This is a genomic window from Clostridium merdae (genome assembly GCF_900176635.1).
Classification (GTDB): Bacteria; Bacillota; Clostridia; order Oscillospirales; family Acutalibacteraceae; genus Faecalispora; species Faecalispora merdae.
This window is the reverse complement of sequence record NZ_FXLN01000003.1, coordinates 375,621-400,484: the sequence shown is the minus strand read 5'-3', so window position 1 is coordinate 400,484 and position 24,864 is coordinate 375,621. Positions and strand designations below refer to the sequence as shown.

The 24,864-nt window shown below is 47.0% G+C and carries 20 protein-coding genes; 7 read left to right on the top strand and 13 right to left on the bottom strand.

The features are described 5' to 3' along the window. Positions 1-9: 9 nt before the first annotated feature. The 4 genes from CAN90_RS03660 to CAN90_RS03645 form a co-directional block, all read right to left on the bottom strand. Positions 10-312 (bottom strand): NifU family protein, encoded by a 303-nt coding sequence (locus tag CAN90_RS03660; protein WP_085832479.1) that lies wholly within the window; start codon positions 310-312, stop codon positions 10-12. A 79-nt stretch (positions 313-391) separates the two neighbouring features. Beyond that, positions 392-1,840, bottom strand: a complete 1,449-nt coding sequence (locus CAN90_RS03655; protein ID WP_085832478.1) for a 4-hydroxyphenylacetate 3-hydroxylase family protein — start codon at positions 1,838-1,840, stop codon at positions 392-394. 167 nt (positions 1,841-2,007) lie between these two features. Next, positions 2,008-3,423, bottom strand: a complete 1,416-nt coding sequence (locus tag CAN90_RS03650; RefSeq protein ID WP_085832477.1) for a hypothetical protein — start codon at positions 3,421-3,423, stop codon at positions 2,008-2,010. A gap of 589 nt (positions 3,424-4,012) precedes the next feature. Next, complete coding sequence (locus tag CAN90_RS03645; RefSeq protein ID WP_085832476.1) at positions 4,013-5,431, bottom strand: sigma-54 interaction domain-containing protein; 1,419 nt, start codon at positions 5,429-5,431, stop codon at positions 4,013-4,015. A 326-nt stretch (positions 5,432-5,757) separates the two neighbouring features. Between CAN90_RS03645 and CAN90_RS03640 the strand changes: the two genes are divergently transcribed. The 3 genes from CAN90_RS03640 to CAN90_RS03630 are packed head-to-tail and all read left to right on the top strand — an operon-like array spanning position 5,758 to position 9,289. Next, the gene (locus tag CAN90_RS03640) at positions 5,758-6,183 is read left to right on the top strand and encodes a PPC domain-containing DNA-binding protein (RefSeq protein ID WP_085832475.1); all 426 of its coding nucleotides are present in this window, start codon (positions 5,758-5,760) and stop codon (positions 6,181-6,183) included. A 41-nt stretch (positions 6,184-6,224) separates the two neighbouring features. Continuing rightward, positions 6,225-7,913 (top strand): FtsW/RodA/SpoVE family cell cycle protein, encoded by a 1,689-nt coding sequence (locus tag CAN90_RS03635; protein ID WP_085832474.1) that lies wholly within the window; start codon positions 6,225-6,227, stop codon positions 7,911-7,913. Next, a complete protein-coding gene (locus CAN90_RS03630; protein WP_085832473.1) occupies positions 7,910-9,289 on the top strand; it encodes a penicillin-binding transpeptidase domain-containing protein in 1,380 nt (459 codons plus the stop codon). The genes CAN90_RS03635 and CAN90_RS03630 overlap by 4 nt, the downstream gene beginning before the upstream one ends. An 82-nt stretch (positions 9,290-9,371) precedes the next feature. Here the strand turns inward: CAN90_RS03630 and CAN90_RS03625 are convergent, their stop codons facing one another. The 6 genes from CAN90_RS03625 to larB form a co-directional block, all read right to left on the bottom strand. Further along, on the bottom strand, positions 9,372-10,256 hold the full coding sequence (locus tag CAN90_RS03625; RefSeq protein WP_085832472.1) for an ATP-binding cassette domain-containing protein: 885 nt from the start codon (positions 10,254-10,256) through the stop codon (positions 9,372-9,374). Beyond that, positions 10,253-11,269: an ABC transporter ATP-binding protein gene (locus CAN90_RS03620; RefSeq protein WP_085832471.1), complete on the bottom strand. Its 1,017-nt coding sequence runs from the start codon at positions 11,267-11,269 to the stop codon at positions 10,253-10,255. The genes CAN90_RS03625 and CAN90_RS03620 overlap by 4 nt, the downstream gene beginning before the upstream one ends. Before the next feature lie 16 nt (positions 11,270-11,285). Next, the gene (locus CAN90_RS03615) at positions 11,286-12,881 is read right to left on the bottom strand and encodes an ABC transporter substrate-binding protein (RefSeq protein WP_085832470.1); all 1,596 of its coding nucleotides are present in this window, start codon (positions 12,879-12,881) and stop codon (positions 11,286-11,288) included. Positions 12,882-12,925: 44 nt separating this feature from the next. Continuing rightward, positions 12,926-13,831: an ABC transporter permease gene (locus CAN90_RS03610; RefSeq protein WP_085832469.1), complete on the bottom strand. Its 906-nt coding sequence runs from the start codon at positions 13,829-13,831 to the stop codon at positions 12,926-12,928. Then, a complete protein-coding gene (locus CAN90_RS03605) occupies positions 13,819-14,823 on the bottom strand; it encodes an ABC transporter permease (protein WP_085832468.1) in 1,005 nt (334 codons plus the stop codon). Before CAN90_RS03605 ends, CAN90_RS03610 begins: the two co-directional genes overlap by 13 nt. A gap of 142 nt (positions 14,824-14,965) precedes the next feature. Further along, on the bottom strand, positions 14,966-15,733 hold the full coding sequence (gene larB, locus CAN90_RS03600; RefSeq protein WP_085832467.1) for a nickel pincer cofactor biosynthesis protein LarB: 768 nt from the start codon (positions 15,731-15,733) through the stop codon (positions 14,966-14,968). Positions 15,734-16,114: 381 nt separating this feature from the next. Here larB and CAN90_RS03595 point away from each other — a divergent pair, with 381 nt between their 5' ends. After that, a complete protein-coding gene (locus tag CAN90_RS03595; protein WP_187138291.1) occupies positions 16,115-16,555 on the top strand; it encodes a DUF3842 family protein in 441 nt (146 codons plus the stop codon). A gap of 88 nt (positions 16,556-16,643) precedes the next feature. On the opposite strand, the gene CAN90_RS03590 is transcribed toward CAN90_RS03595, so the two are convergent. The 3 genes from CAN90_RS03590 to rpoN all read right to left on the bottom strand — a co-directional run bounded on the left by CAN90_RS03590 (position 16,644) and on the right by rpoN (position 19,793). Further along, entirely contained in the window at positions 16,644-17,747 is a 1,104-nt protein-coding gene (locus tag CAN90_RS03590; protein WP_085832466.1) for a glycerol dehydrogenase, read from the bottom strand. A gap of 201 nt (positions 17,748-17,948) precedes the next feature. Next, positions 17,949-18,290 (bottom strand): DUF6176 family protein, encoded by a 342-nt coding sequence (locus CAN90_RS03585; protein ID WP_085832465.1) that lies wholly within the window; start codon positions 18,288-18,290, stop codon positions 17,949-17,951. Positions 18,291-18,446: 156 nt separating this feature from the next. After that, positions 18,447-19,793, bottom strand: coding sequence for an RNA polymerase factor sigma-54 (rpoN, locus tag CAN90_RS03580; RefSeq protein WP_085832464.1), 1,347 nt, complete (start codon positions 19,791-19,793; stop codon positions 18,447-18,449). A gap of 368 nt (positions 19,794-20,161) precedes the next feature. Here rpoN and CAN90_RS03575 point away from each other — a divergent pair, with 368 nt between their 5' ends. Genes CAN90_RS03575 through CAN90_RS03565 form a run of 3 tightly spaced genes read left to right on the top strand, consistent with a single transcriptional unit; the run spans position 20,162 to position 24,626 of the window. Next, positions 20,162-21,646 carry a sodium:solute symporter family protein gene (locus CAN90_RS03575; RefSeq protein WP_085832463.1) on the top strand — a complete coding sequence of 495 codons (1,485 nt, stop codon included), beginning with the start codon at positions 20,162-20,164 and terminating at the stop codon, positions 21,644-21,646. Beyond that, positions 21,624-23,240, top strand: a complete 1,617-nt coding sequence (locus CAN90_RS03570) for a sensor histidine kinase (RefSeq protein WP_085832462.1) — start codon at positions 21,624-21,626, stop codon at positions 23,238-23,240. Before CAN90_RS03575 ends, CAN90_RS03570 begins: the two co-directional genes overlap by 23 nt. Before the next feature lie 24 nt (positions 23,241-23,264). Next, the gene (locus tag CAN90_RS03565) at positions 23,265-24,626 is read left to right on the top strand and encodes a sigma-54-dependent transcriptional regulator (RefSeq protein WP_085832461.1); all 1,362 of its coding nucleotides are present in this window, start codon (positions 23,265-23,267) and stop codon (positions 24,624-24,626) included. The last annotated feature ends 238 nt before the right edge of the window (positions 24,627-24,864 follow it).

Sequence of the window (24,864 nt, the reverse complement as noted above, 5' to 3'; positions counted from 1 at the left end):
CGTCACTCCTTATTGATTTGTTGCACTGGCATGCCGAATGCTTAAAAACTCCCGTGCCTGATTTAGCAGAGAATCACTCACCCCGGCGTCCAGTACAACACGCCGTACCTGTGGAAAACGGGTTTGTACGGCAGAAGCAATGAGCTCTTCGGTCGTAAGAGTGGCAGAGGGGCAGTTTGCACAGGTGCCCAGCAGGCGAACTGTCAGCACATCGTTTGAAAGGCTGACAACGGAGATGTTCCCTTGGTGCAGGGCAAGCTGCGGGCGAACTTCTTCATCCAGCAGGCGTTCTATTTTGGAAAGTAAGGTCATAAAAAACACCTCATAAAGCAAACCGGTTTCCGCTGCCCAGTGGAGTGAGCAGCGGAATGTGACCGGCATACCTTTGTAATTAGTCGATGTGTGCAATGGCTTTGGCAAGCTTCTTTTTCGCGCCAATGTTCCCCTGGCGGGCAATCATAATACGCTGTGCCTGCGGAGAACCAGCACCATGCATGGATTCGGTGCGGTAGCCAACAGCTGCTGTGCCGAGAGAGAGGTTTTCGATTAGGCGGAGAACACGCAGGCGGGTTTCGGTAGAAACGGCTGCGGTGCCACGCAAGTATTTGTCTACATAGGGGCCAACAACGGGGTCACGCAGGTCTTTTTCAGACGGAGCGGTTACCATGAGGCCGCCGGCAATGTCTTCTGCAAGTCTTACAATCTCGTACGGGAAGCGGGTAACGTTTTGCTTACATACGTTAGCAAGCAGCAGGTCAATCAGGTAGTTGCCGGAAGGAGTGGGCTGGCCCTCTGCAGAGCACGCAATGCCGCAGGCAAACAGTGTTTCATTGAGGTGCACCATTTCAATGAGCTTATCCTTTACGGCAGAGGCACGCTCTACACCGTTGTATTCGGCGGCAAGAGCGGCAGCACCGATGAGAACGTCGCCCACGCCTACCTTACAGCCGCCGTAGCTTTGTCTGTGGTAACCGGCAAAGCGCTCAACGAGCATACCGGCAAACTCAACCTCACCATTGAGGAAGATGCGGTCATTCGGTACAAACACGTTGTCGAATACCACAAGGGCCTCAACACCACCGAATTCGCTGTTGCCTACATCCATCTCGCTGCCTTCCAGCTTGCGGGTGTCGCAGCTCTGGCGGCCGATAATCATGAGGATGCCCTCGGCATCGGTTGGTACAGCAAAGGATACCGCATAATCCTTATCGTCCGGCCCCATCGCAATGGTGGGCATAACAATAACCTCTTGCGAGTTGATAATACCGGTTTGGTGCGCTTTTGCGCCACGAACCACAATACCATCCGGGCGGCGCTCCACTACGTGCAGGTACATGTCGGCATCCGGCTGTGCGTGAGGAGCAAGAGCACGGTCACCCTTAGGGTCTGTCATTGCGCCGTCAACGGTCCAGTCGTGCTCTTCCACATAGGCAACAAAGTTTTTAAAGTTCTCAAAGTAGTTTGTTTTGTACTGTTGGTCGGTTTCGTATGTAGTGGAGTAAAGGGCGTTAAACGCATCCATACCAACACAGCGCTGGAAGCAGGAGGCTGTTTTTTGACCAAGCAGACGCTGCATTTTTACTTTCTTAATCAAATCATCTGTGCTGTGGTGAATATTGCAGAAACGGTTAATTTTGTTGCCGGTAATGACTGATGTTGCGGTCATCAAATCTGCATACTGTGGGTCCTGAGCCAAATCGTAGGTCATACGAACGGAGTTTAGCGAGGGTCGTAGAATCGGGTTATCTACCGGATTCTCTATTTTCTCACCAAACATATAAATCTGCATGTTCAGCTTGCGAATACTTTCAATGTACTGTTCTCCAGTCATAAGTGCCATGGTAAAGTCCTTCTTTCTAAAAATTATGATTATGTGAATTGATTCCTGACAAATGGTTTAACTGGTTTTGTGAAGGCTGGTCTATGTGATATCAAGTTATTGGAGTATTGTGAAACGGCTGATTAAAAGAATAGTTAAAACTGTTTATGAAAAAAGTAAGTGTATGATTATTTTGCAGCTACCAGCTCGGGCTCGGCTTCCGCAGCGGCCTTAACTTCCACTTTTTCTTCGTCGCGGGCAAAAACATCAACATCATACTCTTTTTTATTTCCGAGCAGTACCAATAAGCTGAGCACAATGCCAACGGCAAGCCCCCATGCGGCACCTCTTGCAACAATCACAGCTGCCATAACGCCTGCAATACCCAAATCGTTCATGGTACGGGCTTTGAGTATGCCGATTCTTACGGAGACATATCCCTGAACCATCATAGTTAAGGCCAGCGCAATGTTTAAAATGGGGGTAACTAGCGTTACGATTGGCAGCAGAAAATAACCGGTTAACGTGCCAAACCGGAAGGACCCCGTACCGCCGTAAATGGAATCCATCGATTTTTTACCGTGGGTGTAACGATCGCAAACCACAACCTGCATTGCCGCCCAAAGAGGGCCGCACATGGTAATGTCTGGGCCAATGATAGCCATCAGGCAATTGCGCAGGCCAAAAATTAAATGGGAGCGGTTGGGGTTGTAATCGATTAATTCATCTGGGCGGGCCTTAGATGCGTCTTGCAGCAAGGCCTGTGCCTGAATCATCTCACCAAACAAAATGACATAGGCAGAGAAAACCATTGGAATGGCCTGAATAAACATTTTTGCTGAGGGGAAGCCGATGGACCAAAAGGTCCAGTGACCCCACAGCTCCCCAAAGGCGGGAGCGGAAAATCCCCACTGAATGGAGGGCCAAGCGGTTTTCCCTACGAGCGGAGCCACCACCACTGCCAATAAAATGCAGGGCAAAACTCCTAAATTGGAGAGGGTCTGAAAAAACTTGTTTTTATGGCGTAAGCTCTTAAAAAAGTTAGAAAAGAGCATCCAAAACGCTAGACCAATGCAGATAACGATAGAAATCGGGTACTTTGTAAAATAGCCCGTTTGGCCGAATACAGTATTCACAGCCGCAATTCCGGCGCCAATGATAATGCCGGCCTGCACACAGTTGGGGATAAGTGTAATGATTTTTTTGCCAAGCCCTGTAATACCCAGGAATGCGGCAAAAAGACCTAAGCTTAGTTCAAATGCAATCAGCGCCTGAACGCGCTCCGGCCCCATAGGGAACTGGCTGATGTATAACAGTAAAAGTGGTATTGCCGGTGTAACCCAACCGGGTACAACTGGGTCACCTAACAGCACATGAGTGCAGTACAAAATTCCATTCAAGGTAACAATCGCTAGAGCAACGCCAAACGGCATGCCCAAATACTGCTGAAGAATGGGAACTGCACCAAGACAGACAGCGCACATTAAAAGCCCCTGAATGTAATCCGCAACTTCAAACTTATAATGTACACCAGGTAAACGAATTTTGAATGGACCCGCCGGTATGTAAGGACACTCTTTGCCGTATTCTCTTTGTAATGCCATGAATCATTCTCCTTTACTTATTTCTTCGCTTGCAAAGTGAAATCAAATGTGCCACAGAGTTTTGCTTTTTTCTCTGAAGAAGTACTTTTTCTTTCACGATGCTTTCCCTCCTTGCAACCGAATCAAACTCTACCCTCTAACCTCCCTTTGATTGTTAGAACTGACTTGCAATAAATCTACCTGGTATAATATGGAAGCAATTACCGTGCCATATGATGCAAAATATTTTGCTTATTTTTTTATTTTCTAAATCGAACAATTTCGACCGTTTTCTTGTAGCATTCTCACAATAGAAAACGACACCCTAGCCAAAGGGACAAGTTTTAACTTAGGCATGTTTTTATGACATAAAACAAAAATGAAATAATAAAAACAAATTATTTTGCAAAAAATATAAAAATATTAATAAATTAAGTTTCAATTTCAAAACAAAATTGCGGTTTTGAAACAAACTAGGGGACGTGCAGAGCTTTACAATTTAATATTAAAAAATAAAAAATACGTCATGGTTGGCTGCCTGAGAGTCAATCATGACGTATTTTATAGTTTTCTTTTAAAGTAGAATTTAATAATAGATAATGAAAGAGAGTTAAGTTGTTTCTTGGTATTTTTGGCGTTTGCGAACATAGGTGGCGGGGTCCATATGCAGGCTTTGCGCTGCCGCCCGTACATTCTTTTTGTTCTCATAGGCTTTTTCAATATACTCTTTTTCAATGGTCTGCAAATAAGCCTTCAAATCAAAGCCTTGGCCGCCCTCCAGCGAGGTGGAACATCGGCGGGTGCTTTGCAGCATCAGGTGTGCACTGTCTATTTCATCTGCCTCGCTGATAATAAACGAGCGTTCCATCACGTTTTTGAGCTCACGTACATTGCCGGGCCAGTGGTATTCCAGTAAGCTGATTACTGCACTTTGGGTCAGTGATTTTGATTCGTTGTATTTTTTATTGAGATTATCTAGCATATTCTGCGCCAGCTTCGGAATATCGTCCTGCCGTTCGCGCAGAGGCGGAATCTTTACCGGGAACACATTGAGGCGGTAATACAGGTCTTCCCGCAGCTTTCCACTTTTCACCATTTCTTCTACGTTGCGGTTGGTTGCTGCTACTACCCGTACATCTACTTTTGTAGGCTTACCGCTGCCAATACGAATGATTTCCTGTTCCTGCAAAACACGCAATAGCTTTACTTGCAGGTTTGCAGGCAATTCCCCGACTTCGTCTAAAAAAATAGTGCCTTTATGCGCTATTTCAAACAGACCAGCTTTGCCTTCTCGGTTTGCACCAGTAAAAGCACCGCGTTCATAACCGAACAGCTCGCTTTCTGCAAGTGCCTCGGGGATTGCACCGCAGTTTACTTTAATAAATGGGCCGTCTCGCCGAGGGCTTTTTTTATGTAGGTAAGAGGCAACCATCTCTTTGCCAACTCCGGTTTCACCCAGTAGCAAAACGGGTGTATCGAGCAGGGCGGCACGCCCAACCATGCGCAGTAGGTTTAGCATTTTTGCATCGGCCACCACCATGTTGCCCGTTTGCATCAGCTGTCTTCGAATAACCTCTATTTCACCCTCGTATCGTTGTGCCTGCTCCTGTTTTTGCGCGAGTTGTTCCTTTAAATTGTACAGCTCCGATATATCGCGTACATTGGTAACTACCATAATCACTTCATTCTGCTCGTTAAATACAGGAGTGCTAGTAACAATGGCGCGCTTACCGGTACGAAAGGTTTGGTCTATGGTAATGGTGTTTTTACTCTTAAGAGCGATGAGCGAAGCGGAGCGCGAAATTATCCCGTATTTTTCTAGCTCCAGCATGTTCTTTCCGAGTACATCCTCTTCTAGTAACCCAGAGATTACTTCGTAAGAATGGTTGATCCATATGGTTTTTGCCTGTCCGTCGGTGATGTAAATTCCATCAAAGGAGCTTTCCAGAATAGCGATTAGAGCGTCGGTTGTGTTCATGGCATCCGGGAAGTTGGTAGCTTTGTGCACATGCACAGGTTTTCTCTGCATATGTCCTCCTTTGTCCGGCAGTCGGGTCGGTTTTACTCACGAATTTTCTTGATTCTACATGGATATTATAACAAATATTTCTGTAAAATCAAATCTGTTTTTGGCATGTTTGCATTGTGAAAATACTGCAAAAAGTTTTGGAGTACTGGACGTTTGTAATAGGAAAGTTTAAAAATCTTTCAAAACCGTTATCTTTTGTAAAAGCTTTGTTCATTTACTTTCGCATATTTTCCGGGTATAATATGTGAGAAATAGCCGTATACAAGGATTTTTCAGCACATATGCTGAGAAAAAATAGGTGATGTAAACGGGAAAGGACATACGAAATGGAATATAAACGATTTCAAGATGCCATTGTGGCAAGAATTGACCGTGGTGAAGAAATACTTGCAGCAATTCGAGAAATTGCCTTAAAAGAAAATATTAAGCTCGCGACCGTTCAAGGGCTGGGAGCTGTGAATGACTTTACAGTGGGTGTTTTTCGAACCGCCGAAAAGCAGTACGATGCGAATCATTTTTGCGGCAACTATGAAATTGTGTCGTTAACGGGAACCATAAATACCATGAACGATGAATTCTACTGCCACCTTCATATGAGTGCAGGTGGTGAGGACGGTAGCGTGGTGGGTGGGCACCTCAACCAGGCAATGGTTAGCGCAACCTGCGAATTGGTGATAAATAGTATCGATGGCAGGGTAGACCGAACCTTTTCGGATGAAGTTGGTCTCAATCTGTTCGATTTTCATAATTAGCTTATTGCTGCCGATTCGGCTGTAAAGAAAGGGGGATTCGTTTGCTGGCTCAATTTTTTGCATTTCTAGAAACTGCGCTGACTGTAATTTTATTTGCATTGCGCGTGCTGATACCGTTGCTGTCTCTCATTGTGCTGTGGCGCTGCTTTGTGTCGCTGCGGCGTGGACGCCGGCGGGAAGACCCGGTCATTGTGTTAGAAGAAATGACAACACATGCGAAAATACCAGTGCTTTACTGGGAGAATTCGATTGGCCGAAGCCGGAGCTGCGATGTTGTTCTGCCAGATAATACGGCAAGTCGTGACCACGCGGTGCTTATGCGCCGGGAGGCAGGCTGGCTGATTACCGATACAAACTCAAAAGCGGGCACCTTTGTAAACGGAACCAAGGCGGCACCTACCTTGTCGGTAATGCCGGGGGATGTTATCGCAATGGGCTCCACCGCGTTAATGCTCAAGCGGGTAACGGAAAGTGATATCAAAAAGAAAAATAAGCTGGTAGAGTGGAACCGCAGTCTGCCATCTCCGTTTGGTCTGATGAGCACCGTTTTTCTCATCCAGATTTTTCTGGTTGCACAGCTTTGCTTTGGCGGTGTCGCATATACCTTTGAACCGCTCATACCCTTTGGCCTGCTTGCGGTGCTGGAATGGAGCCTGTACTTTTATTTTATGCGGGTAAGGCACCATGTTAGCTTTGAGCTGGAGACCATCGGCTTTCTGCTCAGTGGAATTGGGATTATGCTGCTTGCCGGAGCAGACATCAAGCTGGCTTACACACAGCTTGCGGCGATGGCAGGTGGTGTGGTGCTATTTTGCATGATGATTTCTTTTATGGGAGATTTAGATCGTGTCACCAAGTGGCGCCTAGCCATCGGTTTGTTCGCAGTGGCTCTTTTTGCGGTAAACTTGGCGTTTGGTGTGGCGGCTCATGGTTCAAAAAACTGGATTAGCATAGGGCCGATTACCGTTCAGCCCTCCGAATTTGTCAAAATTGCGTTTGTATTTGCAGGTGCTTCTACTCTTGACCGCTTACAGACTGCAAAGAACTTAACGGAATTCTTGGTGTTTTCCGGAATTTGCATCGGTTCTCTCTTTTTAATGAAAGATTTTGGAACGGCATCCATCTTTTTTATTACCTTTTTACTCATTTCTTTTATGCGTTCTGGCAGCTTGAGAACCATCATTTTGGCTTGCTCTGCTGCGGCACTCGGCGCATTTATGATTTTGCAGTTTAAACCGTATATAGCAGATCGATTTGCCGCTTGGCGGCATGTATGGCAATTTTCAGATGGAACCGGTTACCAACAAACACGGGTACTTTCTTATACCGCCAGTGGAGGCTTGTTTGGTGCCGGAATGGGACAAGGGCACCTAAAAAAAGTGTTTGCCGGTACAAGCGACCTTATCTTTGGTATGATTAGCGAAGAGCTCGGGTTAGTGCTGGCTATTGTGATTACCCTTTGCATTGTAATGCTTTCACTTTACACCAAATTAGAGGCAACCCGCAGCCGCTCTACCTTTTATTCCATTGCGGCGTGTTCGGCAGCCGGCATGCTGCTCTTCCAAACCGCACTGAATATTTTTGGCGCAACGGATGTACTCCCGCTTACTGGTGTTACTCTTCCGTTTTTGAGTGCAGGTGGTTCGAGTATGGTTTCTGTATGGGGTATGCTGGCGTTCATCAAAGCATCGGATGAACGGACGTATGCCGCAAGGAGGAGAAGCACATGAAAACGACCGGAGGGAGAGCGGGAATTCTCTATTTGATGATACTGGGCTTCTTTGCAGGGCTTGGCGTGTTCTTATACGGTTTTGTGCTGGATGGCGGCTCTTGGGCCATGCAGCCGTTTAACAAATATGCTTCTGGCAACAGCCAGTTGACCACCGCAGGCGATGTGCTCGACCGTAAAGGCGTGGTGCTTGCAAAAAGTGAAAACGGCAAGCGCGTATATAGTAGTGACGAAACCATTCGCCGCTCGATGCTTCATGCCGTAGGGGATACAAACGGGTATATTTCAACCGGGGTACAGTACCGCTTCCGTACCGAAATTGGAGGCTATAACCCTATTACGGGGCTTACCTCGCCCACCGGGAAAAAGCAAGGGAGCGATATTTCGCTCACTCTTTCGAGCGAGCTTTCAAAAACAGCGTACAATAAGCTTGGCAACCGCAACGGTGCCGTGGCAATGTACAATTATAAAACCGGTGAAATGCTGGTGATGGTAAGTAAGCCAGATTTTGACCCTGGCAATGTACCAAAAGACATTGATACAAATGCAAAGTACAATGGTGCTTACCTCAATAAGGTTCTTTCCGCTAGCTATACACCCGGTTCTATTTTTAAAGTGATTACCACTGCTGCTGCGATCGAGAACCTCTCTGACTGGGATACGAGAACGTTCCAGTGTAAGGGCAGCGTTACCATCAACGGCAATAAAATAACCTGTGACGGTGTGCACGGAACGGTAAATGTGAAGCAGGCACTGGCAAAATCCTGCAACGTGGCATTTGCACAGCTTGCGGTGGAGCTTGGTGAGGATAAAATGACTGCCGAGGCCAACACCATGGGTTTTAACCGCAGTTTTTCTGTGGATGGAGTGGATACTTCAAAGAGTAAATATGAGGTAAAAGGTGCCGAAAAGCAAGCGCTGGCTTGGTCGGGTATTGGCCAGCATACCGACATGACAAACCCTTACCACATGATGCTGCTGATGGGCGCCATTGCGAACAACGGTACGCCAACACAGCCCTATTTTATTCAGCAAGTGAAAAACAGCCTAGGAATGACACAGCAGCAAGGGAAAACGCAGCTTGGTACTGCGCTTGTCAATTCTTCTACGGCACAAACTCTTCAACAATTAATGCGCTTTAATGTGACAAGCGATTATGGCGATGATATGTTTCCCGGTATGAGCGTATGCGCCAAAACCGGCACAGCAGAGGTTGGGGGAGGCAAAAAACCGAATGGTTGGATGATTGGCTTTTCTTCAGACCCCAAAACGCCATATGCGTTCGCTGTTGTAGTGGAGGAGGGTAATTATGGCCGTACCTCCGCAGGGCCAATTGCAAAAGCAATTATGACTCAGGCGAAAAAGTTAGCATTATAACAGCCTTTCTCATGACAATAGAGAGCCGCAGATAAACATCTGCGGCTCTCTTGTTTTTTTATTTATCTTAATAAAAGCAAAATCATTCATATAAAAAATGCCCTTTAACTACTTCGTGAAATGTGCCAGCCTCGGGAATGCTACCAGAATCAAACTCCAACACCTTGCGGCTTCTTTCTCGAATGGGGTCTGCGGTTGGTATGGCAGAGAGCAAACTTTTGGTATAGGGATGCAGTGGGTCTTGGAATAACTCCTCGCATTCGGCAAATTCCAATAAATGCCCCTGCCGCATCACGCCAACGGTATTGCAAAGCAGACGAATCACGGAAAGGTCGTGGGCAATCAGCAAAAAGGCAAAGCCATATTCTCGCTGAAGCTCTTGAAAGAGAGTAAGTATTTGCGCCTGTATCGAAACATCCAGCGAAGCGACGGGCTCATCCGCTACCAGAAGCTGCGGATTTGTGCTGATGGCACGCGCTATTGCAACCCTTTGCCGCTGCCCGCCTGATAATTCATTCGGCCGCTTATTGCAAAAGCTTTCATCGAGCCCTACTTGCTCTAGCAAAGTGATGATTCGGGTGGAAAGCTCTTTGCCGGAGCATAAGCCGCAGGCGGTCATCGGTTCAGCAATAATACGGACAACCGTCATTCTCGGGTTTAAAGCCGCGGCAGAATCCTGAAAAATCATCTGCATGTTTTTGTGGATGCTTCGTCGGTTCTTGCGGTATGTATTGGGGTTCGAACTGTTTTCTCCTTGAAACCAAACCTCACCGCTGGTTAATCGGTATAACCCCATAATAGAGCGGGCAAGAGTGGACTTACCGGCACCGCTTTCGCCCACAAGGCCAACAATCTGCCCCGGATTGATTGAAAAGCTAACATCCTTTACAGCCTCGATCGTAAGGCTTCTGCTAATAGGGAAATGCTGTGTCACGTGCTTAAGCTCCAAAAGAGGGTCTTTGCTCATGGATTTTCCCTCCTCTTTATAAATGCAGGTGGCAAAATGCTTGGCGCCTCGGGGTGGAGAAGCCAAGTGGCTGCAAAATGTGTGGCACTGATCGGGAACAGCGGTGGTGATTCCTCATAATCGATTGCCAATGCGTACTCGTTGCGCGGTGCAAACAAATCTCCGGGAGGGGGATTGAGCAGTGAGGGCGGAGCACCGGGAATGCTGTAAAGCTGCTTGCTCTTAACTGCCAGCGCAGGCTGTGAGCCAAGAAGCCCCCAAGTGTAAGGGTGGCGGGGGTCGTAAAATACCTCTTCGGCGGTGCCGATTTCTACAATCTTACCGGCGTACATGACAGCAACGCGGTCTACAATTCGTGCGGCAACACTTAGGTCGTGTGAAATGAGAAGTAAGGCAATATCATTCTGTTTACACACCGTTTTTAAAAGGTCTAGTATTTTGGTCTGTACGGTTGCATCCAATGCAGTGGTCGGCTCGTCCGCCACTAGCACCTTGGGGCGTGAAGCAAGAGCGATAGCCAGCACGCACCGCTGGCGCATTCCACCGGAGAGAAGATGTGGCTGCATAAAAAAGCGTTCCTCCGGTTGGTCAATTTCCAGCTGTTTTAATAGTGCGATGGCCTTTTCTTTTGCGGCTGTTTTGCTTATTTTCTCATGCACCAAGATTGCTTCCACAATTTGCTTGCCAACTGGAATTGTAGGGTTAAGAGTTGTCATGGGGTCCTGAAACACCATCGAAATCTGCCGCCCTCGCAAGGGGCGCATTCTGCGGTCAGAATATGCTGTAATGTCCTCCCCGCAAAGCAGAACCTGCCCACTCTTTACATATGCGTTTTTGGGCAGCAGCTTGAGCAGTGATTTGCACAAAACCGTTTTCCCACAGCCAGATTCCCCTACAATGGCAAGTATCTCTCCTTTTAACAGGGAAAACCCAGTGTTCCTAACAGCTTCTATGTCACCCTCCGGTGTTTGAAAATGGAGAGAATAGTTTGATACTTCCAGTACGGTTTCCATCGGTAGCCCTCTTTGCTCACTTTTTCAGAGTCCATTCCTCAATATTCCACAGTACGCCCACGGCGTGGTGCCCCAAGGTGCGTGTTGTGTCAAGGCCGTTTAGCCCCTCAATGCCGACATAGCAGCCGTCCAAAAATGCAACTAACACAACGCCGGGCTGCTGTGCGTAGGCGGATTCAAACTCTTGGTATATCTTCTTTCGCGCTGCTTCGTCTTTGGTATGGCGACCCTGCGCCAATAACGTATCTACTACCGGGTTTGAATATTTCATTGTGTTGTCGCTGGCACCCGTCACATAGTTTTTGTAGAACATATCGGGGTCAAACTGTGCGGCATATCCGGACAAAAAGCCGTTGTACCCGGCTTTCCAATCAAACTTTGTAACGAGTACAACCTCCATCTCTACGCCGGCGGCTTTCAGTTGGCTGGCACATAGGTTGGCAATATCCACTCGTTCTTCTTCATAATCACGTACCTGAACGGTAAAATGGAATTTCTGGCCGCGGCGTTCGTAAATTCCGTCATTTCCTTTTACCCAGCCAAGTGTTTGCATCTCTTTTGCAAACGCATTTAGGTCGTAAGGGTACAGGTCGGCGGTCTTGTTGCCGCCAAACCGGCTTTGCTGAATGGGGCTATACGCAGCGGTTCCGCGGCCTGCCAGCACACTATTTACAATGGCATTTTTATCGATAGCGTAATTCAGTACACCAACAGAATCTTTATTATCCTGCCAAAACTTTGAGCCGAAGTTCATAGAGATGCCGCGATAATCGGCGGTTTTAAAGTCAATATTCTTGTACTTTTCTTTCCCACGGAAAGTGTCAGCATATTTTGCATTGAGCCAAGCTAAATCGGCTTCGCCTGATTGCAGCATGGTGGCTTTCGTGCTTTCTACGGAGACGGTCTTATAAACAACTCGCTCAATATTCGGGATTTTGGCATAGTAGCTTTCGTTGCGCTGTAAAATGATTCTTCCCCCGGCGGTATCCCACTGCACGAATTTGTAGCGTCCGGTTCCTACGGGAGCCTGGTTAAAGGGCATGGTATTGATGTCTTTGCCTTCAGTCAGGTGCTTTGGCAGAATTCCAATTGTAAAATAGTCGAGCATGGCAGCATTGTATTTGTTAAGGCGAATTACAACGGTGGTCGTATTCGGTGCAGTTACGCTATTAATGTCTTCATAGTTACTGGTTAGGCTTGAGGAAAGAGATTTGTCTTTCGTGAGTAGATTATAGGTGTATACAACATCCTCGGCAGTAAACTCTTTGCCGTCGTGCCACTTCACGTTATTGAGCAGGTGAAAGGTATAGGTAAGGGTTTCTTCATCGTAATCAACGCTTTTTGCTAAATCTGGAATAGGGGTACCTTTACCATCGTATTTCATAAGTCCAGAAAAAATAAGGTCTGGCAGCTCGTCGTGGTTGTTTAGAAGTGGATTGATTGTGCTTTCGGATTCCCCTGCATACACCAAGGTGTTAGAAAGATTCTGCGAGTCGCTTGCGGCCGGAGTGGAAGCGGAATTTGAGCCGCTTTTTGAACCGGAGCAGGCGGCTAGAGAAAATAGCAAAGAGAACGCTACTAGCAGTGAGACACCCCGTTTTGAAAAGTTCATGTTTGCCTCCAAATGTCATTTATATTGTTTTTTAAATAAGACGATTAAAGATTGCTGTGCTTTTGGTTGATTCCTTTTCGGTAATAATTGCCAAGGCTTGTAATACAGTTTAAGGTGACGATTAGAAAGATGCCGGGAATCAAAATTACCCACCAAGTGCCTAGCAACAATGCGCGGTTTGCCAAGGAAAGCATACTGCCCCACGAAATGACATCTACCGGTAAGCCAAGGCCGAGAAAGCTCAGTGTGGATTCCATCGATATGCTCGAGCTGATGCTCGAAATCACCACAAATAATATGGAAGATACAAAGTTCGGAATGAGATGCCGTGTCATTATTTGTGGGAAGCGTACCCCCATACACCGTGCGGCTAGTACATATTCACTGCTGCGAATCTGCCGAACCTCACTGCGCACAATTCTCGCCAGCGGGAACCAACCCGTAATGCCAATGATGGCAGAGAGGGTAAAGGCATTCTGCTTGCCGGTAACCGATACCAGTAAGAGTACCATTAACAAATTAGGGATGCTGCTTGCGGTTTCCACAATACGCATGAGTACGGCATCTACTTTTGTGGTTGCTAAGCCGCTGATGCAGCCATAGGGAATACCGATGGCGCAGATGATGCACATGCTCATCAGCCCAATGGAGAGCGATACACGCCCCCCGTACCAAATCATAGAGTAAATATCGCGACCCAAAGAATCTGTACCAAAATAAAACTCCGCGTTGGGAGGCTGATTCAGGCTTTGTAAATAAAAGCCGGAGGGGTCGTGGTTTGCAAGAATACTTGCAAATATACACCCTGCGGTAATTGCCAGCAGGAGTACGGCTGCTACGATTGGTTTGCCACGGAGCTTATTTTGTAATTTTGGCTTCTGCCTTTGCGGTAAGTGGGTTTTGTAGTTTGCACCAACTACCCCAAATGCGGATTTATCTACCTCTGCCATGTGGACACCCCCGTTTCTTTCATGCGGGGATCGACTCTCTCATTGATTGCCTGTGCTACCATACTGCTAAGAAATACCACTGCACCGGTAATCAGCACCAAAAGCATAAGCAGGTTATAATCGTGGTATTTCGCGCTATCAATAGAAAGTGCACCAATGCCGGGGTAATGAAAAACTGCCTCAGCAATATAGGTACCGCCTAGAACGTGGGGGATAGAGATTGCCATAATGCTTACAATGGTGGGTGCCACATTGCGAAGGCAATGCCTCCACACAATCTGCCGTTTGGTAAGACCTTTTGCTTTTGCCAATAGTACGTAATCCTGTCGGAGCTCATCAAGCAGCTTGTTTCGTATCATATAGGCGTAGTACCAAAGGTGGCTGATGATTAAAACGGATACGGGCAAAACTAGGTGCTGTATGCGGTTGAGGATGTCTCCCGCTTTGCCAATGTCGTAAGCACCGCTGCTGGGGAGCCATTTAAGCTGAACGCTGAAAATTAAAATGAACACCACGCCCAGCCAGAAAGCAGGGAGATAGTACACTGCCGTTCCTATTCTGCAAATGAGGCGGTCAGCAAAGGTATCCTCATGCAGGGCGCAGGCAATTGCCAGCAAAGTTGCCAGTAAAAACACCAGCAGGTAAGCGGTACCACCCAAAAGCAAGGTGTTGCCCAAAAGAGGATACACAACCGCCATTGCGGGCATTTTGTATTTGAGGGAAAGACCAAAATCCCCTTGGAGCGCATTGCCAACCCACCGTATGTACTGCGTGGTAAGGGGAGCATCCAGCCCCAAGCGGGTGCGGGCTGCGGTCAGCTCCTGTGTGCTCATAGATTCCACAGCGTCGCCGTAAAAGGATTGCAGAGGGTCGCCCGGTGCACATCTAGCGAAAACAAAGGCTACGATAGAAAGAATGAGCATGGTGAGAATGAAGCCCAGCAGGCGAGAGAATGTTCTTTTAAGGAGAATAGGTGCCTGATTCTCGAACATAAAAGGGTACTCCTTATTGTATTTCCAAAAAGAAAAGCCGCTAAAACACCTGCTGGCGTTATAGCGACCCTTTGGTCACATATTTTCGTGCGAATAAAGACAGTGATTCTAAATTGCTTTTGCAACCATTGTAAGAATATATTTACTCTGATTTATGCCAATCACCCATATGGTTAATTTGGCTTGCTAAATATCCAGCACCAAAGCCGTTGTCTATATTTACAACGCTTACGCCGGAAGCGCAAGAGTTCAGCATAGAGAGCAGTGCTGCCATTCCACCAAAGCTAGCACCGTAACCCACACTGGTTGGCACGGCAATGACCGGGCAGTCTACCAAACCGCCAATGACACTGGCAAGGGCGCCTTCCATACCGGCTACGGCAATCACCGCACGAGCCGTCATAAATGGCTCTAAATTACGAAGCAGCCGGTGCAGCCCTGCCACACCAACATCATAAATACGCGTAACAGAATTCCCCAGTGCCTCTGCGGTTATGGCGGCTTCCTCCGCAACGCCCATGTCGCTTGTGCCGCCGGTAGCAACCACAATGGAACCATACTGTTCCGTTACCTGAGGGAATGCCACGGCTAGTCTTGCCATAGGGTGGTAGGTAATCTCCGCTTGCTGCGCGATAAAACCTGCGGTTTCTTGCGAGATACGAGTTACTAAAATATTCTTGCAGCCGCGTGCCTTTAATGCCGCTAAAATGCCAGCAATTTGCTCCGGCGTTTTGGATTGCCCGTAAATGACCTCCGGTACCCCTTGCCGCAAACCACGGTGATGGTCTACCTTGGCATAGCCTAAATCTTCAAAAGGGGAAAGTTTAAGCTTTAGCAAAGCATCTTCCGGGCGAATGCTGTTGTCCGCAACTTGCTGCAATAGGGAGAGTACATCTCTTGCTGAATCCATAAAAGGCACCTCCTTCTGGTACGGAATAAAATAAAAGGGCTAGTCACCAACATATCGCCCAAACGAGGATTTTTTTAGAGGGCGTTGTTGTACTGAAAATATCTCAATTGGTACTACCTGTAAAAGCAAAGTGCTTGGCTTCTTTCTACCGATACCTAGCTCTTCAGAGCCGGAACAGAGTCTTCAAGACTTAGTTTTTATTAGAAGCGAAGCTGCAAAGCACCGTACAGTTGTCTTAACTGATTATACCGTTGAGGCGACGTATGGTCAAGTAAAGAAGTGTGATGTTGTTCTCAGGGGGATTGACAAATACAGCGGAACTGTATTAAGGTAAAATGAGAATTGCTCAAAGCGATAAAGAATCGGCAAGGTGGGGGAAACATGAAACGAGAGAAAATACGGGTGGCCGTGGTTGATGGTCAGGGCGGAGGAGTTGGAAAAGCCTTAATTGAGCGTTTTCGGCAGGTTTGCCCGGAGGTCGCTATTTTAGCATTGGGAACCAATGCCGTTGCTACCGCCAATATGATGAAAGGCGGCGCGACAGATGGAGCGACCGGCGAAAACGCGGTTGCTGTAAATATTGCTAAGGTGCACATATTGGCAGGGCCAATTGGTGTTTTAATGCCCAACGGGCTGTTAGGGGAGCTTACTCCCAAAATGGCAGAGGCGGTTGGGTTGAGCGATGCAGTGAAAATATTGGTTCCCTCCCACCAGTGCAACATTCGTTTGGCAGACAAAAGCAGGCAAAGCCTGAAATATTACCTAGAATGTGCCGCCCAAATCTACGAGGAAGAAATTCGCAAGCTGGAAGAAGAGCAGTAATACTGTAATTAAGTATAAAAAAGAGGATGTTCTCTATAATTAAAATAGAGAGCATCCTCTTTGCTGTTAAATTGCGCAGAGAGAAGTCTTATGCGCGTTTGTTTTTGTAGTAATGCCCCATCGCATCCGCCGCAATAATTGCATCGCAAACCATCTGCGGGGTGACTGCAAACGGCATATTGCCCATGGTGTCGTTCGGTGCACAGGCAAGCTCCGCCACTTTTAAGAGCTGATCACGGTTTACCTCTGTAATGCCAAGGTCAGAGAGAGTGGTAGGCAAGCCTACATCCAGGCAGAAGCCATACACCTCGTCGAGCTCTTCCTTTGTGGCATTTTCCAGCATCAGCTGCGAAAGCGTACCGATGGCTACCTTCTCGCCGTGGTAAAAATGGTGGGTTTCCTCAATGGCGGTAAAGCCGTTATGAATGGCATGGGCAGCGGCAATACCGCAGCTTTCAAAGCCGATACCGGAAAGGTAGGTATTGGCCTCCACAATATTTTCAAGTGCTTTGCTGCAAGAGCCAGCTTGTACCGAAAGAAGCGCTTTTAAACCGTCTGCGAGAAGCGTGTCGTAGCAGAGCCTTGCAATTGCCATGGAGGTAACGGTGCATTTTCCGCCAAGGAAATTCGGGCCGTCAGACTGTTTGCAGGCGCGCGCCTCATAGTAGGTTGCCAGTGCGTCACCCATACCAGAGACCAGCAGCCTCGCAGGGGATTTACTAATAATATCAATGTCAACCAGCACAATGTTGGGGCTCTTTGGCAGGAACAAATATTCTTCGAACACACCGTCATCGGTATATATGACGGAAAGGGCACTGCACGGTGCATCCGTTGCCGCAATGGTGGGTACAATCACAACTGGTGAGCCGGTGTAGTGGGCAACCGCCTTGGCTGTGTCGTGTATTTTACCGCCGCCAATGCCAACGACCACATCACTGCCGGATGCTTCAAACGCCTTAATTAAGCGGTTAATTTCGGTACGGCTGCATTCCCCGTTGAATATTTCGTACGTTAGGGGAGTGTTGTGTTCCTTTGCACTTTCAGCAATGGGTGCTTCCACACGCTTTTGGCCAGAAGCACTCACGAGTATAAATGGTGCTTTACCAATACGCTCCACATGCTGACATAGCTCTTTCAGAACTCCTCTGCCTTGAATGTAGCGCTCCGGGCTGCCGATAATATTAGCCATAAAAAAGCCTCCTTCATTTTATTTTGCCAGAAAAATATCAAACTGCTTTTTATTATTGTACCCTCGTTAGTTATTGATGTCAATAGCAAACAAAAACCGATATAAAATGTGCATATTATACAAATAAAATGCAATTTTTAGAAATAAGTACCTGGCTGCTATTCTTAAGCGAACAAAAAAGAATATAACGTTAAATGTTCTTTAGGAGAAAACACTCATATCACCAAACACCAACTCTGGCTTCATAATTGAATAATTCTCTGGGTCAACACAGGCGGCCATGTACTCAAAGTGCTTTGCGTCCAGAGGGCTCCCGCTAGACTGTGCCACTTGACTCGCATACTCCAAATCTTCCGCCAGTACAAAAAAGTACAAATAGGTGTCTTCCTGCTCTTTCTGCATAAAATAAATCTCAAGGTGCTCTTTTTCATTTTTCAACGTTTTTTCTCCCTCCTCTTGATTGGCAAGGAGAAACGCAATCCACTCTTTTGCGAGACCTTCTCTCCCGGGCTTTACACGCGCTTTGCATAGCATAATATCCATTTAAAACCGTCTCCTTCTGTTAGTTAGTTTAATCTAACAAAATCATAGCCTCTAATGATTGGGAAGTCAAGGGGGACTGTGCGCAGAATTAAGAATGAATTACAAAAAAGGCTTCTATAACATTACAAATAGAAGCCTTTTCAAAGTTTGATTTGTTTATGTAAAATAGCGGCGCTGATCAGAATTGGGAATGCCCATCTCTCCGCGGTATTTTGCAATGGTTCTGCGTGAAATGCGAATCCCCCGCTTCTCGAGCTCTGCAACCAAAGTAAGATCGCTGAAAGGAGCGGATTTATCTTCGCTCGCAATTAATTCCCGAATTTGCTCGTGAACCGCATTGAGCGAAGACCCCTTGGCTTTTTGGGTTTCACTGCCGCTGGAGGTGAATAAGTCCTTTACGCGCACCGAACCGTACTGAAATTGCAGGTACTTTCCCCGAATGGCTCGGCTAACAGTGGAGGGGTGAATTTGCAGTGACTCTGCTACTTGCTGCATGGTCATTCCGGTAAGCCCACCTTGGTTTCGAAAATAAGGCTGCTGCCGCGCAATTATTTCAGTTGTAATGCTTAAAATGGTTGTTTTACGTTGCTCCACACAGCGCAGCAAAAACCGCGCACGCTCTAGGTGATTGCGAAAGTATGCGTTAAGCTCGCGGTCCGCTGAGCTTTTCATCATGTGAATGTAATATTGATTTAGCTGGTAGCGACCCATCCATTTGTCGTTGAGTGCAATCTGCCATTCCTCACCCCTGCGGGTTACAACGATGTCTGGAACAATATACTCAGTCTGCGTCTCCTGTGCATTCATAATTGGCCGGGGGTTCAGCTTGCCAATTTGCAGCAAATATTTTCGCACTGTAGCCGTGCTCAAATGCAGCGCACGAGAAACATTGCTCAACTGTCCCTTTAAAACATCTGGAAGATAGTCGCGAATCATCTCGAGTAAAACGGTATCTTCACAGCCCTGCTGCTCTAACTGCCGCAGCAGGCATTCAGAAAGATCCTTTGAAAAAATCCCAATTGGCTCTAGCTGTTTTAAGGCACACAGGCATTTTTTTATGACTTGTTCGGGGCAGTGGGCCAAAAGCGCAATTTCACCCGTATCCCATGGGAAAAAGCCGGAGTCGTCAAGGCAATCAATTAAAAGAGGGAATAGCCGCCATTCTTCATCAGTGTAGCAGTTTCGTTTAAGCTGCATCATCAGTTCTTTTTGTAAGAGGTCAGACGGTTCGCAGGGAATATCATTTTTTCTGGGTTCTTCCTCCTCCTCGCCATAGGGCGTGCCTTGCGGAAAGGAAGAGTTGGTTTCGTAGAGTGCATCTATGTTTGTAAAAAAATCGTCTCGCTGGGGGGCGGTATGCTCCAGCATTGGATTTTCGGCGTATTCGTTGGCGAGTAAATCATCCAGCTCCTGATTGTTACAGGTTAGAATTTGCAGCGACTGCATTTGCTTTTGGGTTAATATTTGTCGTTGCTCCATCGAAAGTTCATTGCCAAAGTTCATAAACCGTTCCCCCTTTCCTTGTTTATATTTACAAAATTCGACTGATTCTAGCATTTATTTTTGCTATTTTATTATACATTAGTTTGAAAAGAAGTCAATTCTCTTCTGGTATAACTTCGGGATTGTTTCTTATTTTTATAAAAGCGAGGAAGCTCATTGCCAAGCTGTTTTGCTTGCAAAAGCAGTTCCCTTTTTTATATAGTTAAATGAATTTTACATTGCTTTTTTCACTCGGTGTGCTAATATAAAGCCATGTTAACGCCTTTACTATGTTTGTTTTTTGTTTTAAATTAATCATTTTATTATCTTATATTAATGGCTTGGAATACAGCAATAAAGGGAAAACAAGAGCAAAGGGGACAAAAGTGGTGATTTGGGATAAAGAAATACTGTTTCTGGTGAGTTTTGCCTTTTATTCCATTATTCTATTAATTGTGGGGAAAAGCAGAACGCAGCAAAAAGATACACTGCGACATTTCTACTTGGGGAATCGGAAGCTTAGCCTCTTTCGCACAACGCTTACGTTTATTGGAACATGGGTTTCTGCCGCCACGGTACTGGGGTTTACGGGCAATGTGTTTGAAAGCGGCTTGGCACCGCTGTTGTATTCCGTTGTCCCATGGTTTTTTGGGGCGTTCCTTTTGTACAAAATCAGTGACCGATTGTATGAATACGATGTATTAACCATTCCGGAGCTGATTGGCAAAAAATATGGCTCCAAGTGGCTTCAGTTCTTTTTTGCGCTGGTGATGATGGTCACTTATACGCTGTATATCATCATACATATTAAAGGGTTTGGTCTTGTAGCAGCCGGTCTTTTTCATATTCCCTACCATGTGGCAACCTTAATGATTTATCTTTTTATTTTGTACTCCACCTTTGGCGGCTACCGTGCGGTAACCCGAATCGATGTGGCTCATGTTCTTTTGCTTACGGCAGGCACGGTCTGCGTATATTATCTGGTAGTAGATAAATCCGGCGGCATGCTAGAGCTTTTTCATAAAGCCGGTGAAATTTCGGGCTTTGCCCACAGCGGCAGTACCGCGGCAAACGAGCCGGGTGATTTATTCCAGCTGTTTGATGGAGAACGCTTTACTCCCCGAATGAGTACGACCATGTTCTTTGGCTGGGGGCTGGGGCTTGCCAGCAATCCGCAGTATATGGTGCGAATGCTTTCGGCAAAGGACAAGCCCACGGCACGTAAAACGGTAAAAAGTGCGTTGTGCTACCTTGCGCTCTTCTATTTTTTCTTACTGACCATTGGCTTGGGAATGCGTGTGCTGTTCCCATCACTGCCAGAGGTTGCTAATGCAGATGACATTGTTGTATATATACTCAACGACAGTCTTTTTACACCCCTTAATACTTTCTTTTTATTTGCAGTGCTTGGGGCATGTGTTTCAACGGCAAACTCGCAGCTATTGCTATTTTCAACCTCTTTTGCTTACGATGTGATTCGACCCTTGTGCCCAAAACCACCAAGGGAATATACCACCATACTACTTACACGCCTTGGGGTGCTGCTGGGCGGAACCTTATCACTGCTGTTTTCTACACACCCTCCTGCCAGCCTGCTCTCCTACGGGGGAGATATTTGGGGGATTTTCGGTGTCATCTTTTTCCCCACACTGTACGGCGCATTTTTATACCGCAAGGCAACACGGGAGGGGGCTTGGGCAGCGCTGCTCGTGGGCTTAGCTGCAATTGCAGCATTTTACCCTCTCTATTACCGTCAGGTTTTACCGGTACACCCGGCATTCCCGGGAACGGTTTTGTCTTCACTGGGCTTTTTCCTTGTATCTCGTATTACGTGGAAAGGGGGAGAGGCAGATGCTTCGAAAGCCAATCTTTGATATTGAACGTAAAATATTGATTCCGTTTCTCCTCTTGGGTGTGCTTTCTACGGCTCTCTTTGGTGTGATTTTGTACGATACAAGCCGAAGCACAAAGCTAGCAAAGGAACAAAGGCTGGCGGAGAGCAGTATCTCTTTTATTGAGTTTGATATTGATTCTTCCGTGCGCTTGGGGCAGGAGAGCCGCCTTCGGGAAAAGTACAAAGACCTGCCGCCCATTCACATTTTGCTGGAGGACCAGCACGGCAACTATATTGGCGGGGCAAAGGCAGGCACGGGTGCTGTGTTATACTCGAGCAAGCATAACCGCCTTGGCTGGAGCATCACATATATGATTGACCAGCAGCTTTTCGACAGCGAATTGCTACATGAACAAAAATATACTGTTTTAGCAATCATAGCGCAGCTCATTTTGGTGCTGCAAGCCAGTATTTTAATTGCTGATAATATCTCGACTCCCATCCGCAGGCTAAGCTATGCCTGCCGCACGATAAGCGAGCAGCCGCAGGAGCTGTGGGATGTGGATGTGGAATTTACCAACCGTGGCGATGAGCTGGGGCAGCTTGCCCGTGCATTCCAAGGGATGCTGGGGAATCTTCAGCGCTATATGGCAGATTTACGGCGGGAGAAAAAGCTGACCCAAACCATTGTGGAGAATTTGCCACTTGCCGTTATTGCGTATGACCAGCACCGAAATATTTTGCTGAGCAACAGCCGAGCACAAAATTTGCTGGCGAAAGAGGAGTTCCAAAAGGATGGCAAGACTCTTTCTGCTATTTTGGAGGAATCGCTGGACAGCCAGAAGGTGTTCTACGACCCCATTCAGCTAACGGACGAAGAAAACCGACGGCTGGATGTAGAGCTGGGTGTTTGGCGGCTTATGGATGAAGGCCAGAATTCGTGGGGGGTACTCTGCACGGTGGACGATATTACCTACCGAAAGAGGATGGAAGAGCAGGCGGTGCAGGATGAAAGGCTCATCTATACGGGCAAGCTTGCCGCAGAGCTTGCTCATGAAATACGAAACCCATTGGCAGGAATACGCGTAGGGGTGCAGGTGGTAGAGCGCCATGTAACGCAGGAGAACGACCGGGTTCTGTGCGAAACCATTGTAGGCGAAGTAGACCGCATTAACCTGCTGGTAGAAAATTTATGCAGTCTGGGCAGGAAAAGAGAACTGAAAAAGGATTTGCTCCCAATTGAAGAATTGTTCGAAGAAATATTACTGCTCTACTCCAAAATTGCGGAGAACAGCCATATCGTTTTGCGGTGTGAGTCACCCAAAGACGTTGTTTTATATGCGGATAAGAGCGCGATGAAGCAGGTGCTGATAAACCTGATAAACAACAGCATTAAGGCAATGAAAAACGGGGGAGAAATTGAAATGAAGACCGAAATACAGGGTGAATTGGTCAACCTGTGGGTCATTGATGATGGGCCGGGTATATCCTCTGGATTTCAGCTAGACAATAACCGTGACGGCGGGATGGGGCTCTCCATTGTGTCTCGGCTTCTTCGGCAGAACGATGCCGCTTTTGAGATCATCAGCATTCCCGGCCAAGGCACAAAGGCAAAGATCACCTTTCGCAGGTAGCCCAAAGAGAGGAAGTAACAACCCATGCAAAGCAAAATTTTAATTATAGATGATGAATACCTCATTCGCATATCCCTGCGGGAGGGGCTAACAGACCTTGGGTACAATACGCAGGAGGCCGGCAGTATAGAAGAGGGCTTGCAGCTGGCAGAGCAGTTCCGGCCGGATGTGGTAATGCTAGACAATCGCCTGGGTAATGTACTGGGGATTGAATACATTGAAGCGATTAAAAAGCTGGATGAAGACATTCAAATTATTATTATGACAGCGTATAGCTCCATTTCGCAGGCCGTGCAGGCAATTCGGCGCGGTGCTTACGATTATGTACAAAAGCCCTTTGATATTGACGCCATAGACATTGTGATTCGCCGTGCATTAGAGCAGCTGAAAAGCCGCCGCAAGCTCGAGTTGCTCTCCGCCGGAGAGCCGCCGGATTTCATTGGAATCAGCCCGCAAATGCAGCAGATGAAAAAGCAGGTGGAGCTACTCGGCAAACAAGATAATGTAGACCTTTTGGTGCGCGGCGAAACCGGGAGCGGCAAGGGTGTAGTCGTGGCGCAGATTCACCAAAAAAGCGCCCGCCGTAATTTTCCGCTGGTGAAAATTAATTGCAGTGCCGTTCCAGAAAATTTGTTTGAAAGTGAATTGTTTGGGCACGAGAAAGGCGCCTTTACCGGAGCCTTAGCTCGAAAAAAAGGGTTGTTTGAGCTTGCAAACGAGGGAACCGTGTTTCTGGATGAAATCGGGGATATGCCATTGGCAATGCAGGCAAAGCTCCTTACCTTTTTAGAGGATCGAAAATTTCGCCGTGTAGGTGGTTTGAGTGATGTAGAGGTAAATGTTCGGGTGATTGCCGCAACCAATCGTCCGCTTGAACAAGCCATTGAAGAAAAGGCATTTCGTGCAGACCTGTTTTTTCGGCTCAATGTGGTTCAGCTTTATTTGGCACCACTGCGGGAAAGACCGGAGGATATAGAACCGCTGTGCCACTATTACCTCGATTTTTTCAACCAGAAGCTTGGGAAAAATATTCGGCAAATTTCACCTGCCTTTTTGCAAACGCTGATGGGCTATTCCTGGAAGGGGAATGTGCGTGAGCTTCGCAATGTGCTCGAGCGTGCCGTGCTGTTTTGCAATGGGGATGTACTGGAGCATACCGGGCAGCTATTGGAGGAAAGCGGTTCATTGCAGGCACCGTTGCCCTCCTGCGGGGAGTGCTGGCCAATGCAAGATTTAAGCCAACCAATTGATTTACAGAAGGAGCTGGAGCGGCTGGAGCTGGCTTATATCGAAAAAGCACTCAAGCGAACCGGGGATAATTATTCGCAGGCGGCAAAGCTGTTGGGGTACAGCCGTTTCTCCCTGCGCCGCCGGTTGGAGCAATAGCTTATTCTTAATCATATTATTTAAAAAATCTAAGAATTTTAGGCATTTTGAAAGCAATAAAGCAATGGTTCAAATTCGCACACTGTGCGAATTTGAACAGGTTGACCGTGCGGTTTCGCACGGTCTTTTTTGTTTTGCCTATTAAATCAATAACGAATTAGTAAAGAAATACAGGAAAATACGCAAAGTAACAGGTTGGCACGCAGATTGCTTTAACACTTTAGCGGCAGATGTTCTT

What these genes read in the sequence shown, in the direction of transcription:
- CAN90_RS03660 (WP_085832479.1), bottom strand. Translation starts at nt 312, where the DNA reads ATGACCTTACTTTCCAAAATAGAACGCCTGCTGGATGAAGAAGTTCGC.
- CAN90_RS03655 (WP_085832478.1), bottom strand. Translation starts at nt 1,840, where the DNA reads ATGGCACTTATGACTGGAGAACAGTACATTGAAAGTATTCGCAAGCTG.
- CAN90_RS03650 (WP_085832477.1), bottom strand. Translation starts at nt 3,423, where the DNA reads ATGGCATTACAAAGAGAATACGGCAAAGAGTGTCCTTACATACCGGCG.
- CAN90_RS03645 (WP_085832476.1), bottom strand. Translation starts at nt 5,431, where the DNA reads ATGCAGAGAAAACCTGTGCATGTGCACAAAGCTACCAACTTCCCGGAT.
- CAN90_RS03640 (WP_085832475.1), top strand. Translation starts at nt 5,758, where the DNA reads ATGGAATATAAACGATTTCAAGATGCCATTGTGGCAAGAATTGACCGT.
- CAN90_RS03630 (WP_085832473.1), top strand. Translation starts at nt 7,910, where the DNA reads ATGAAAACGACCGGAGGGAGAGCGGGAATTCTCTATTTGATGATACTG.
- CAN90_RS03625 (WP_085832472.1), bottom strand. Translation starts at nt 10,256, where the DNA reads ATGAGCAAAGACCCTCTTTTGGAGCTTAAGCACGTGACACAGCATTTC.
- CAN90_RS03620 (WP_085832471.1), bottom strand. Translation starts at nt 11,269, where the DNA reads ATGGAAACCGTACTGGAAGTATCAAACTATTCTCTCCATTTTCAAACA.
- CAN90_RS03615 (WP_085832470.1), bottom strand. Translation starts at nt 12,881, where the DNA reads ATGAACTTTTCAAAACGGGGTGTCTCACTGCTAGTAGCGTTCTCTTTG.
- CAN90_RS03610 (WP_085832469.1), bottom strand. Translation starts at nt 13,831, where the DNA reads ATGGCAGAGGTAGATAAATCCGCATTTGGGGTAGTTGGTGCAAACTAC.
- CAN90_RS03605 (WP_085832468.1), bottom strand. Translation starts at nt 14,823, where the DNA reads ATGTTCGAGAATCAGGCACCTATTCTCCTTAAAAGAACATTCTCTCGC.
- larB (WP_085832467.1), bottom strand. Translation starts at nt 15,733, where the DNA reads ATGGATTCAGCAAGAGATGTACTCTCCCTATTGCAGCAAGTTGCGGAC.
- CAN90_RS03595 (WP_187138291.1), top strand. Translation starts at nt 16,115, where the DNA reads ATGAAACGAGAGAAAATACGGGTGGCCGTGGTTGATGGTCAGGGCGGA.
- CAN90_RS03590 (WP_085832466.1), bottom strand. Translation starts at nt 17,747, where the DNA reads ATGGCTAATATTATCGGCAGCCCGGAGCGCTACATTCAAGGCAGAGGA.
- CAN90_RS03585 (WP_085832465.1), bottom strand. Translation starts at nt 18,290, where the DNA reads ATGGATATTATGCTATGCAAAGCGCGTGTAAAGCCCGGGAGAGAAGGT.
- rpoN (WP_085832464.1), bottom strand. Translation starts at nt 19,793, where the DNA reads ATGAACTTTGGCAATGAACTTTCGATGGAGCAACGACAAATATTAACC.
- CAN90_RS03570 (WP_085832462.1), top strand. Translation starts at nt 21,624, where the DNA reads ATGCTTCGAAAGCCAATCTTTGATATTGAACGTAAAATATTGATTCCG.
- CAN90_RS03565 (WP_085832461.1), top strand. Translation starts at nt 23,265, where the DNA reads ATGCAAAGCAAAATTTTAATTATAGATGATGAATACCTCATTCGCATA.